Source organism: Streptococcus sp. E29BA, from assembly GCF_041807805.1.
Lineage (GTDB): Bacteria > Bacillota > Bacilli > Lactobacillales > Streptococcaceae > Streptococcus > Streptococcus entericus.
Genome location: NZ_JBGTZA010000013.1, coordinates 43,968 through 55,315, shown reverse-complemented (window position 1 = coordinate 55,315; position 11,348 = coordinate 43,968). Strand labels below are relative to the sequence as shown.

12 protein-coding genes are annotated in these 11,348 nt (G+C 42.7%); 1 reads left to right on the top strand and 11 read right to left on the bottom strand.

The features are described from left to right. Positions 1 to 347: 347 nt before the first annotated feature. The gene (locus tag ACERC8_RS04650) at positions 348 to 758 is read left to right on the top strand and encodes a hypothetical protein (RefSeq protein ID WP_373658726.1); all 411 of its coding nucleotides are present in this window, start codon (positions 348 to 350) and stop codon (positions 756 to 758) included. Here the strand turns inward: ACERC8_RS04650 and ACERC8_RS04645 are convergent. From ACERC8_RS04645 to ACERC8_RS04595, 11 genes are all read right to left on the bottom strand, one after another. After that, positions 755 to 1,159 carry a hypothetical protein gene (locus ACERC8_RS04645; protein WP_373658725.1) on the bottom strand — a complete coding sequence of 135 codons (405 nt, stop codon included), beginning with the start codon at positions 1,157 to 1,159 and terminating at the stop codon, positions 755 to 757. The genes ACERC8_RS04650 and ACERC8_RS04645 overlap by 4 nt on opposite strands. A gap of 137 nt (positions 1,160 to 1,296) precedes the next feature. After that, a complete protein-coding gene (mfd, locus tag ACERC8_RS04640) occupies positions 1,297 to 4,806 on the bottom strand; it encodes a transcription-repair coupling factor (RefSeq protein ID WP_373658724.1) in 3,510 nt (1,169 codons plus the stop codon). Further along, the gene (pth, locus tag ACERC8_RS04635) at positions 4,799 to 5,368 is read right to left on the bottom strand and encodes an aminoacyl-tRNA hydrolase (RefSeq protein WP_373658723.1); all 570 of its coding nucleotides are present in this window, start codon (positions 5,366 to 5,368) and stop codon (positions 4,799 to 4,801) included. The genes mfd and pth overlap by 8 nt, the downstream gene beginning before the upstream one ends. Position 5,369: 1 nt before the next feature. Next, positions 5,370 to 5,909 (bottom strand): histidine phosphatase family protein, encoded by a 540-nt coding sequence (locus tag ACERC8_RS04630; protein ID WP_373658722.1) that lies wholly within the window; start codon positions 5,907 to 5,909, stop codon positions 5,370 to 5,372. Positions 5,910 to 6,073: 164 nt separating this feature from the next. Continuing rightward, positions 6,074 to 7,189, bottom strand: coding sequence for a redox-regulated ATPase YchF (gene ychF / locus ACERC8_RS04625; protein ID WP_373658721.1), 1,116 nt, complete (start codon positions 7,187 to 7,189; stop codon positions 6,074 to 6,076). Positions 7,190 to 7,266: 77 nt separating this feature from the next. After that, the gene (locus ACERC8_RS04620; protein WP_373658720.1) at positions 7,267 to 7,641 is read right to left on the bottom strand and encodes a helix-turn-helix domain-containing protein; all 375 of its coding nucleotides are present in this window, start codon (positions 7,639 to 7,641) and stop codon (positions 7,267 to 7,269) included. A gap of 112 nt (positions 7,642 to 7,753) precedes the next feature. After that, positions 7,754 to 8,149: a helix-turn-helix domain-containing protein gene (locus ACERC8_RS04615; RefSeq protein ID WP_373658719.1), complete on the bottom strand. Its 396-nt coding sequence runs from the start codon at positions 8,147 to 8,149 to the stop codon at positions 7,754 to 7,756. A 99-nt stretch (positions 8,150 to 8,248) separates the two neighbouring features. Then, the gene (locus ACERC8_RS04610; RefSeq protein ID WP_373658718.1) at positions 8,249 to 9,415 is read right to left on the bottom strand and encodes a hypothetical protein; all 1,167 of its coding nucleotides are present in this window, start codon (positions 9,413 to 9,415) and stop codon (positions 8,249 to 8,251) included. Next, entirely contained in the window at positions 9,412 to 10,275 is an 864-nt protein-coding gene (locus ACERC8_RS04605) for an ABC transporter ATP-binding protein (protein ID WP_373658717.1), read from the bottom strand. Before ACERC8_RS04605 ends, ACERC8_RS04610 begins: the two co-directional genes overlap by 4 nt. Before the next feature lie 251 nt (positions 10,276 to 10,526). After that, positions 10,527 to 10,889 carry a helix-turn-helix domain-containing protein gene (locus tag ACERC8_RS04600; protein WP_373658716.1) on the bottom strand — a complete coding sequence of 121 codons (363 nt, stop codon included), beginning with the start codon at positions 10,887 to 10,889 and terminating at the stop codon, positions 10,527 to 10,529. 104 nt (positions 10,890 to 10,993) lie between these two features. After that, a complete protein-coding gene (locus ACERC8_RS04595; RefSeq protein WP_373658715.1) occupies positions 10,994 to 11,347 on the bottom strand; it encodes a helix-turn-helix domain-containing protein in 354 nt (117 codons plus the stop codon). Position 11,348: the final 1 nt, after the last annotated feature.

Sequence of the window (11,348 nt, the reverse complement as noted above, 5' to 3'; positions counted from 1 at the left end):
CGGAAATGCTTTTAAAGGGAAAAAGAATATCATTACAAAAGTGAAAAAATTAATCAAACAACTTGAAGGTGAGTGATGATCGATTTTCTATGCCAACTCTTGCTGTAGTAACCCCATTTCTTTTTTGAGTCATCCAAGTTTGCTATAAAAACTCCCAGGTTTGTCAAGTTTACTTCGATATTGATGTCCGGACACTTTTTAAAAAAGTGTCCTACACAATCTCCTCTAAAAAGATTAAACTAAGTCCATCAAAACGAAATGAGGATACACGATGTATTTGGGACACTATGCTCTAGCAACTACTGTTAAGGCTAAAAAACCTGAATTGCCTGTTATGCCGATTTTTTTTGGCAACAGGAGCCATTGATATTGTTAATGGGATTAGCATCATGTTAGGTATCTCAAGGGTAGATCCTATTTTGGAAACAAAACCTTACCTATACTTTGATTTAACCCAAATTGACTGGGATCACTCGCTCTTAATGGGAATCGTTTGTTCCTTAGTCGCAGGTAGCTTAGCCTATTTTTTCTATCGAAAAGATAATACTATTGGCCTGTCAACTACTTTAGTAGCTTTTTCTCACTGGCTACTGGATTTTCCTTTCCATAATGCTGATTTAGTGCTCTATCCTGGCTCTTCACTCAAATTTGGTTGGGGATTATGGAGAGTGATGGGTGAATACGCCAGCTTTATTCTGCCTGCTTTTATCTTTAAATGGCTCTATCAGCAAACAGGTAAACCCATCAAAACAATTTAATCAATCACTTTAAAAATTAGCTGACCAAGTTCCTCAATACTGAGAGGCGTGGTCGGCTTTTTTAGGAGATAAGTCAAGGTTGACACAACAGCAGATGCTAGTATTTCCAAGGTGATGTCAACTGTTTTGGGGTGGCTGATGGCTAATTTCGGATAAAAATGGTATTTGATAGCTTGTTTCCACTTGTCAATAAAGGCTGGGTTGGGTCTTTTGATCAAGGAAGCTTCAAAAAACTCACGGTGTTTGGTCACAAAATCAATCGTCACTGCAACAAATGCCAAATCATCTAGCTTAATCAAGGGACCCGTTCCCTGCATCAACTCAAGCACTATCCTATCTTCAACTTCAACCTTCAGCTGCTCAACATGGTCACAATAGTTATAGAAACTAGACCGTGACAAGGGAGTTGCTTGACAAATAGTAGATACGGTTAGTTTTTACTGGGAATCAGCATAGAGCCCTAAAAATGTCCGATGAAGTGCTAGTTGGGTGTTATTCAGTTCAAATGAAGTAAATGATGGGGTATAGGGATTTATCATCAGTTCGTTTTCTCAGCTTTCCTTGCCCGAATCAATACTAGCTGGTCACCAAAAGCGACTAATTCGCCGAGGATTTGGTGATCCTTGAGTTGTCTGATGTTAAAGACAATCTCGATTTTGCCATCATGCTCACCAATGGTTGCCTTAAGTGTTGTGACTGACAGGGCTTCAAAATAATCTTGAGTGAGGAAGTATTTGAGTGAAGCTTTTTCAAAGACAACCTTGAGCTGGTCCCCCTGTCGATCAACCCTTTCAACAAAGGCAGCATCCAGACAAGCCTTGACCAGACCAATCTCAATCAGATAGGCTACCTGGTCTGGGTACTCTCCAAAGCGGTCAATCAGCTCATCTTGCAAGTCCTGATAATCTGCTCGGCTATTGATTTCACGAATCCGCTTATAAATAGCAATTTTCTGTCGCTCATCAGTGATGTAATCAGATGGCAAGTAGGCATCCATTTGGAGGTTGAGCTCAGCATTGCCTTTCTCTCTGGCAGTTGACTTGCCTTGCTTTTTGGCAATAGCTTCCTCAAGCAATTGACTGTAAAGCTCAAAGCCAACTGAGTCAATAAAGCCAGACTGTGATGCCCCAAGGATATTACCCGCCCCACGAATGGACAAATCCCTCATGGCAATCTTAAAACCAGATCCTAGTTCTGTGAAGCCCTTAATCGCCTCCAAACGCTTCTCGGAAACCTCTGTCAAGACCTTGTCAGGTCGGTACATAAGGTAGGCGTAGGCGATGCGATTGCTACGGCCAACCCGACCTCGAAGTTGATACAAGGTTGACAGACCCATCTTGTCAGCATCCTCGATAAAGAGGGTATTAACGTTAGAAATATCAACCCCAATTTCAATGATAGTCGTAGCCACTAAAACATCATAAGTCCCAGCGATAAAGTCCAACAGGGTATTTTCTAGTTGTATCTCTGTCATCTGACCATGGACAAAGCTAATGCTTGCCTCTGGCACCAGGTCTTTGAGGTCTGACACTTTCTTGTCAATCGTGTCAACTCTATTGTAAACGTAGAAGACCTGTCCACCCCTGTCCATTTCCCGAAGAATCGCTTCGCGGATCATGCCAGGATTAGTCTCCATCACATAGGTTTGAACAGGGTAGCGATTGGTTGGTGGTGTCTCAATCACCGATAAATCACGGATACCAAGCATGGACATGTGAAGGGTTCTAGGAATCGGTGTCGCTGTCAAGGTCAACACATCCACCTTACTTTTCAACTCTTTTAACCGTTCCTTATGCTTGACACCAAAGCGCTGCTCTTCATCAATGACCAAAAGACCCAAGTCTAGGAAGTCAACGTCTTTTGATAGGAAACGATGGGTGCCGATAATAATGTCAACTTGACCTTTACGTAACTTGTCAAGAGTGTCAATTTGTTCAGTCTTACTTCTGAACCGACTCAGAACATCCACATTAACAGCAAAATTGTCGAACCGCTCACGGAAGTTGTCATAGTGCTGTTGGGCAAGGACAGTTGTCGGCACGAGAACAGCTACCTGCTTGCCACTGTTAACAGCCTTAAAGGCTGCTCGCATGGCAACTTCAGTCTTACCAAAGCCGACATCACCGACCAAAAGCCGATCCATGGGCTTATCTTTTTCCATATCAGCCTTGATTTCCTTGATGGAGCGTAACTGATCATCTGTTTCAGCATGAGCAAAATCATCATCAAACTCCCGCTGCTGGTCATCATCTGGAGCAAAGGCAAAGCCCTTGAGCTGGCTACGTTCGGCATAAAGTTTCAGCAAGTCATCAGCAATGTCTTCCACCTGCTTGGACACTTTTTGCTTAGCCTTTTGGAAACGACCATCATTGAGTTTATTGATTTTAGGAACTTTGCCGTCACTAGCGACGTACTTGGACAAGCTGTCAATCTGATCAATGGGAATGGAAATCCGGTCAGCATGTTGATACTCAATGGTTAAATAATCCCGATGAATTCCCGATACCTTGATGGTCTCAATCCCTAAAAAACGACCAACACCATGAACCTGGTGAACCACATAATCACCTGTTGACAACTCACTGTAATCTTTGATTCGTTCAGCGTTAGAGATGTTCTGACGACGCGGACGACGCTTGATTTTTTTATGAAAAATTTCTCGTTCAGTGATGACCACTAAACGCTCATCTGCAAAATAGAAGCCGCTAGTTAGTTGACCAATAGTGGCTTGCACCTGACCTTTTAAAAGCTTGTCAGATTGACAGTATTGTAAATCAAATTGATAATCTTGTAAACTTTTTATTAACTTTTCTAGGCTAGATTCTGTTGTTGCTTGCAAGACAACCGTTGACCCTTGTTTTTGATAACGCGCAATTTCATCAATCAAGAGAGGAAACTGATTGAAAAACTCCTGCATGGGGTATTGGGTAAAATTGTACAACTGATCGAATTTGATATTGCCCAAGCCCTTATGGAAGGTTGAAAAGAAGGTAGCAGGTTCGTATTTTCTCAACTGTGCGTAGCTATCGGCAAAGTAAGATAAGGTTGACAGAGATTTACCATGTTGTAAATCATCTGTCAAGAGATTGGCGGCTTCTAATTCAAAGCGAGCATGTCGGTCAACGATTTTTTGAAAATCATCAAAGAAAACGGGTGTTCCAGTCGGCAAGTAATCCATCAAGGTATGGGGATGTTCGTAGAGCAGCGACAGCCATTTTCCAAGATCACGATGCCGATAACCAGCCTCTGTCGTTGACAAGAGGTCACTGAGGTAGGGTAGCGCTTCATCAGAAGCCTTCTGGACAGCTGACTGCAAAACCTCCACCAATCGCAAGCGATCCTGCTCATCAAAAAGTAGAGTATCTGCTGGAGTGATAACAACTTGCTCGAGATTATCTAGAGATTTCTGACTGTCAATATCCAAGTATCTAATCCCATCCAGCTCATCGCCAAAGAACTCTAGACGATAGGCCTGATCATCTGTCAACCCATAAATGTCTAAAATATCTCCACGTTTAGCAAACTCTCCTTGGTTGGAGACTTGTGACACCTTGGTATAACCCATAGTTGACAATTTCTTGACAAACGTGTCAAGGTCTACCTCCTGACCAAGCGTTAGCGACAACTGAGCTGACTCATACTGTTGAGGGCTTGGCAGATGAAGTCTGGTGCCAATCAGAGTTGTCACTAAAATACCTGTCGCTGACGGATTTAACAAAAAGTTCAAACTCGTCAAGCGAGACTGGGTCCGGTCTTTTGAGGCAAAGATAAACTCAGCTGCTGGCATATCATCTGCAAAAAAGGTGAAGACATGCTCCTCACCAATAAGGCTGGCTAACTCGTCTGCTATTTTTTCAGCGTCATTCTGACTAGAGGTCACCAGAACCAATTTACCTCTTGTCTGTTCATAGGCAAAGGCAATAGCCAAGCTCTTACTTGACCCTGATAAGCCCATGACAAGCTGACGATTTCTGCTAGAAAGGCTGGATGCCCACTCTTTTAAGGGTTTACTTTGACCAATCAGGTCAATTAAAGTCATCTTATCCATTGTACTGCTGCATTGTCTTTTCAAAGTCCTTGGTTTGCAAATAGAATTTGACAGCACTGTCAACCTTATCCAAGGTATTTAGAATGGTGATGTAATCGTCTTGGTCAAATCTTGTCAAAACATGATTGACCACTGCGACATTCGGTTTTGGACGGCCGATACCAATTTTGATACGGTCAAATTCTTGACTACCGATATGAGCAATGATTGACTTGATACCATTGTGACCGCCAGCTGATCCTTTTTGGCGGAAGCGAATCTTGCCCACTTCCATGTCAAGGTCGTCATAGATGACAATCAAATCCTTGAGGTCAATGTTGTAGAAGGCCAGAATGGCTCGAACGGCAAGGCCACTGTTGTTCATATAAGTGGTCGGCTTGACAAAGTAGACCTTTTGACCATTGATAACACTTTTAGCGATATAGGCTTTGAAGGTTTTATCTTCTGTAAAGGTGGCGTCAAGGTCCTTGACAAGTCTGTCAATGGCCATGAAGCCGACATTGTGGCGGGTCTGGTCATACTTGCTGCCGACATTACCCAACCCAACGATGAGTTTTACCATGCTAGTCTCCTATTTCTATAATTAAGTATTCACCATGTTCCAAGCTAATCTCTTGGTACTTATTGGTGTGTGGAATTTGTTTATTGAAGCAGTAAAGGGCATTGATAACCCCACCATGAGTAATAATTAGAACTGTTTGATCCATTGTTTTTAGTTTATCGTAAAAACGAGAAACTCTCTTGAAAAAATCTGCTGGGCTTTCCCCATTTGGATAGGCTTCTTGATAGGAAAGGGTATTGTAATAGAGACCTGGGTACCATTTTTCTGCCAGCTGATTGTCTAATCCTGATAGGTCACCATTATTGATTTCTCTCAAGTCACTATCAACTGAAAATGATAGTTGGCACTTTTTTGCAATGATGTCAGCAGTCTCTAGGGCACGTAGCAAATCACTAGAAATCATCTGGTCAATCATCAACTGAGTGAGAGATTCAGCAGTTTTAGCAACCTGCTCTCTTCCTAGTGCTGTCAATCCTTGCGAACTCCAGCCACCACGATAGCCTTGCTCATCTTGTCCGTGCCTCATAAGAATAACTGTCATCTTTTTTACCTCAATATCTAAACACCAAAAGGGCTGGAAAAAGGTTCCAGCCGATTTAAGCATCAAATGTCTATCTTTTTCTTGAAAGATAAGTAGGCAAGCCTTAGTCATTAAACGCGTGGTTTATCAAAACAACTTAACACCTAATAGCTCTAAGAAAAATGCTAGACGTTAAATCTAAACTCCATGATGTCACCATCTTGGACAATGTATTCCTTGCCTTCTTCACGCAGGCGACCAGCTTCTTTGACTGCCTTCTCGCTACCATAGTGCATGAGATCGTCGTAACTCATGGTCACCGCACGGATAAAGCCTTTTTCAAAGTCGGAGTGAATGATACCAGCTGCTTGTGGCGCCTTAATCCCCCGCTTGAAAGTCCAAGCACGCACCTCTTTTTCACCAGCAGTAAAGTAGGTGCCAAGCCCTAATAAGTGATAGGCAGCACGGGTCAACTTATCTACACCTGACTCAGTCAAGCCGATGGCTTCTAAGAACTCTGTCTTATCTTCATCTTCCAGTTCAGAAATTTCTTCTTCGGCACGGGCTGAAATCACTACCACTTCCGCATTTTCCGTCGCTGCAAAGTCACGAATTTGCTGGACATAGCCGATATTGTCAGGGGCTGCGACCTTGTCCTCATCGACATTGGCCACATAGAGGATAGGCTTGGTGGTCAAGAGGAAGAGCTGCTTGACAATCTTTTGCTCGTCATCAGTGAAATCAACCGTCCGAGCTGACTTCCCGTCTTCAAGGACAGGCTTGATTTTTTGCAAGATAGTGAACTCCGCAACGGAATCCTTGTCTTTTTGGGTACGCGCCATCTTCTCTACACGCGCATAGCGTTTATTGACACTTTCAAGGTCAGCTAAAATAAGCTCCAAATTGATGGTTTCAATATCCGCAATCGGATCGACAAAGGCGTCTTCACGGCCTTGCTCGCGCATGACATTTTCATCATCAAAAGCACGCACCACATGGACAATAGCGTCCACTTCACGGATGTTGGCCAGGAATTTATTGCCCAGCCCCTCCCCACGAGAAGCGCCTTTCACGATACCTGCAATGTCGGTGAACTCGAAGGTCGTCGGTACTGTCTTTTTCGGTGTGATCAGGTCGGTCAACTTTTGCAGACGCTCATCTGGCACCTCCACCATGCCGACGTTTGGATCAATGGTCGCAAAGGGGTAGTTAGCCGCCTCCGCACCAGCTTTGGTAATTGCGTTGAAAAGGGTTGATTTGCCCACGTTTGGCAAACCGACGATACCTGCTGTTAAAGCCATAATTTTTTTCTCCATCTAAAAATTCAATCATGACTATTATAGCAGAAAATCAACAAAAAAGCTTGCTCGGTGCAAGCTTATTTTCCTAATATCCATCCGATATAACCTAGGATAGGTATAATAACCCACCAATAATCTTCTAAGAAATCCCAGACATTCATTTTACCATAGCCTTGATGTTGGTGAAACTCAGCTGGAATTTTAAATTCTTTTTCAACTTCAACCACTTTCTCAACAATAACTGGCTCAGGTTTGATTCCTGTCGCCAGCTCATCTAGAGTCACTTCAAAGATTGACGATAGCTTTACAAGGGTGTCAAGGTCAGGTGCCGTTTCACCGTTTTCCCATCGTGAGATGGCTTGACGCGAAAGATGGAGTTGATTAGCTAAGTCATCTTGCGATAGACCTTTTTGATGACGGAAATCTTTTAATTGCTCTGCAAATTTGTTCATCAGAGTTACCTCGCTTTCTTTACCTTTATTCTATCAAAAAATCCCCGAGCAGCCTAGAAACAGTTCAGGGAAGACCGCAACAAAAGGTGGCAATAGTTACGTTTCTATCAACTTAGAAAAAGGAAATCAACCAAGGAATCACAGCTAGCAAAATCCACCAATATTCTGAGAATAAATCCAGTAAAATAGATAGTCCGTCTCTTTTTTCATATTTTCCTGTCTCAGGATTTAGAACAAATTCTCTCCCCTTCAAAAGTTGAAGATTTTCATCATCATCTTCTTCTACTTTGTCATTAAAATTGACTGGCTTCACACCCGTCACCAGCTCGTCAAGGGTCACCTCAAAGATTGACGCTAACTTGACAAGGGTGTCAAGGTCAGGTGAGGTTTCGCCGTTTTCCCATCGTGAGATGGCTTGACGAGAAAGATGGAGTTGATTGGCTAGGTCATCTTGAGACCAGCTTTTTTGGGTGCGGAGTGTTTTTAATTGCTCTGGAAATTTATTCATACCGTCAACCTCGCTTTCTTTACACCCATTATAGCCAAATTTCTTTGAGCAAACAAGAAACAGATAGCTTGAAAGAACGCAACAAAAGGTGGCAAGTCCTTAATGACTTGATTTTTTAAAGTTTCTATAAGTCCACAGGACTAGTCCAAACACTAATAACAATCTAATGACCAAAATACTAAAGCCATTTAACCAAAAGCTATCCAAGAAAAAGCCTTGAGATCCTTTATGAGACAACTGTAACATCAAACCTGCTGTATTAGAGGTTGATACAGAGACAATGGTCAACAATTTATGAATAAGCCCACCTTGAAAGACTTGTAGGAGAAAACTTGGTACAAAAATCGCACCAGCAGACACCGCAAAGGTTGTCAAGGTAGAATTGGTTTTGCTGGAGATAAAGGCATTGACAGCTGTGATGAAGATAAGACCGATAAACTGAAAAATAACTAGGTTGACAAAGGTTGACAGAAGTGTCAATTTCTCTGGAAAGGCCATGATGTTTTCAAAAGGCGTAATCCAGTCAAGGTTGAGCTGGACACTAGTATCCCAGCCGCTGAACCCAAAATACCAAGCAAAGACCGCTAAAATAATGGCATAAAAGGCAACAAACAAACTGGTACTAATCACTAAACTAGCTGTCAATTTAGCCACTGTCAATTTATTACGACCGTACTTGGTCGTCAAAAGAAGCGGATTCATCTGCTTAGCAGTATCACCAGAAAAGAGAGGGGCAGATAGGTAGACAGACAAAAGCAAGACAAGGATATAGGCACTGTTACTGACTAGAAAGAGTTGGTTCCAAGGGGCGAAATTTCCCAGCTTCAAGTCCCCAAGTGGGAAATGCGATCCTAGCTCTTCCTGAGATTTCAGTTTGATGTTATCAAATTGGAGCACCTCATCACTCTGGTTGATGGCAATCAGCATCTCCGTTGGTTCTGGAACTAGGGTATTGATGGCGTAATGAGAAACCACGCTGTAAACACCTTTTTTCTTGAGGTCAGGTTGATTTTTGGCGTAATCATTGAGGATGGAGCTGATTAAATCGTCAGATAAATAGCCACTATGCTCTTCGGCAATCTGCCGATTGATAGCAACGGCTGCCTTACCTTTTACGATAGCACCGTGGTAACCATTACTAATATGACTCCAGAAGAAATGCATATAAAACAAGCCAAGTAAGGCTAGTAGGGCAACCGTTACTGCTCCTAGAGCTGATTTTTTACGGAGTAATTTGGTCAATTCAAAGGATAAGATAGTTCTCATGAGACTTGCTCCTCTCTAAAGTGGTAAATGTAGAGGTCTTCCAAGGTTGGTTGAACAAGCTGAGCTTGCTGGCTTGGTCGATCATCGCTGACCACACGGAACACTCGGCCAGATGAAGTCACTTTCTCATTGATCACGGCAAGGTGGTCACCGCTTGGCAGATGTGAACCGTCAGGCACAGGAAACTCCCAGACCTTACCAATCATGGTCGCAAGCAACTCTTGGCTACTGCCCTGCTGAAGAAATTGCCCATTTTTCAAAATGATAATCTCCTTGGCGATGGCCTCCACATCGGAGACGATGTGGGTGGATAAAATGATGATTTTGTGGGCGGACAGGTCGCTGATAATGTTGCGAAACTTAACCCGCTCCTTGGGATCGAGCCCCACCGTCGGCTCATCCAAAATCAGAATTTTCGGATCATTGAGTAGAGCTTGAGCGATGCCTAGCCGCTGCTTCATGCCGCCAGAGTAGGTCGCAATCCGCTTGCGACGGACATCGTAAAGCCCAACCAGTCGCAGCAAGTGGTCAGCCTCTTTTTTGGCCTGTTTTTTAGGCATGCCTTTTAAGGTTGCTATGTAGAGTAGAAAGTCCAGACCTGTAAAGTTTCCATAATAGCTAAAGTGCTGGGGCAGAAAACCTACCTGCTCATAAAAGTAGCTAGCCTCACGCTTACCGTCCAGCTCGATGGTTCCGCTGTCGGGGTTGGTGAAATGGCAGAGCAGGTTAAGCAGGGTAGTCTTACCAGTTCCGTTAGCCCCCAGAAGTCCATAGAGGCCAGGGGTCAGCTGAGCAGAAATCTGGTCAAGGACGATTTTAGAACCATACCGCTTAGAAATCTGATGTAAATCAAGTTGCATAAGAACCTCCTAAATTGATGTGCTGTGTCTCAAACATTATTTGTTTGTCAATTAAGTAGCAGTCATCCTCTAACCCTCCTTGCTCTTTCTGCTCCCAGTATAGCCTAGTAGTGCTAAACATTCCAGCACTTTTGCTGTCAACTAAAGGTTTTCCATCTGGTTGCAACCCTTGACAACACTGAGTTTGAGCAGGTGCAGACCTTTTTTAGACCATAAAAAAATACCTGAACTGCATGAGCTCAGGGGATAACTTAGTAGTATGTCGAAGGGATAATTTTAAATATCGCTAAAAGAATATAAAGCAGTAGAGTCAGTAAGAGATTACCAATGATAATCCAATAAAGTATGATAACCTTTTTAACTGTCCAAGTAGAAGCAGATTTTTCGACAATTCGCTCAATCTTGACTTCAGGTGCCTTACCAAGCACCAGCTCATCCAGACTCAGGTCTAAGATTGACGCCAACTTGACAAGATTGTCAAGATCAGGTGTTGCGTCTCCCTTCTCCCATTTGGAAATAGACTGCCGTGACAAGAACAGTTGATTTCCCAAGTCCTCTTGTGATAAGTTCTTAGCCTTTCTTGCCTGTTTTAACTGCTCTGAAAATATGGTCATAGAAACTCTCCTGTATTCTTGATAAGTCTAGTATAGCCCAAAAATAATTGGCAAGCAAATATTTTAAGGTGTCAACCAGCAGTTGACAGAGACAAATATAGTGTTTATGTACCAAAATTCATAATAGCAATAAAGAGTAAAATTAAGATTGAAATCACTAACCAACGATTTTTAGGATCACTGACGAAATGATAGAAAGTGATTTGGGAAGGAGCTTCTTTTTCGATAATACGTTCAATGATACGCTTTGATGATGATGACTTTCCAATAATCAGCTCATCTAAACTCACCTCAAACCGATTGGCCAGTGTTACTAGACTATTTAAATCAGGAGTTGATTCCCCGTTTTCCCATTTAGAAATCGTTTGACGAGAGACAAATAATTCCTTTGCCAAATCATCTTGAGACAGGTGATGACTGGCTCTTAGCTGTTTGAGTTGTTCAGGTAATTTAATCACA

Bases quoted from the DNA above. Each gene is read 5' to 3' on its own strand.
- mfd (WP_373658724.1), bottom strand. From the start codon at position 4,806: ATGGATAAGATGACTTTAATTGACCTGATTGGTCAAAGTAAACCCTTA.
- pth (WP_373658723.1), bottom strand. From the start codon at position 5,368: ATGGTAAAACTCATCGTTGGGTTGGGTAATGTCGGCAGCAAGTATGAC.
- ACERC8_RS04630 (WP_373658722.1), bottom strand. From the start codon at position 5,909: ATGACAGTTATTCTTATGAGGCACGGACAAGATGAGCAAGGCTATCGT.
- ychF (WP_373658721.1), bottom strand. From the start codon at position 7,189: ATGGCTTTAACAGCAGGTATCGTCGGTTTGCCAAACGTGGGCAAATCA.
- ACERC8_RS04620 (WP_373658720.1), bottom strand. From the start codon at position 7,641: ATGAACAAATTTGCAGAGCAATTAAAAGATTTCCGTCATCAAAAAGGT.
- ACERC8_RS04615 (WP_373658719.1), bottom strand. From the start codon at position 8,149: ATGAATAAATTTCCAGAGCAATTAAAAACACTCCGCACCCAAAAAAGC.
- ACERC8_RS04610 (WP_373658718.1), bottom strand. From the start codon at position 9,415: ATGAGAACTATCTTATCCTTTGAATTGACCAAATTACTCCGTAAAAAA.
- ACERC8_RS04605 (WP_373658717.1), bottom strand. From the start codon at position 10,275: ATGCAACTTGATTTACATCAGATTTCTAAGCGGTATGGTTCTAAAATC.
- ACERC8_RS04600 (WP_373658716.1), bottom strand. From the start codon at position 10,889: ATGACCATATTTTCAGAGCAGTTAAAACAGGCAAGAAAGGCTAAGAAC.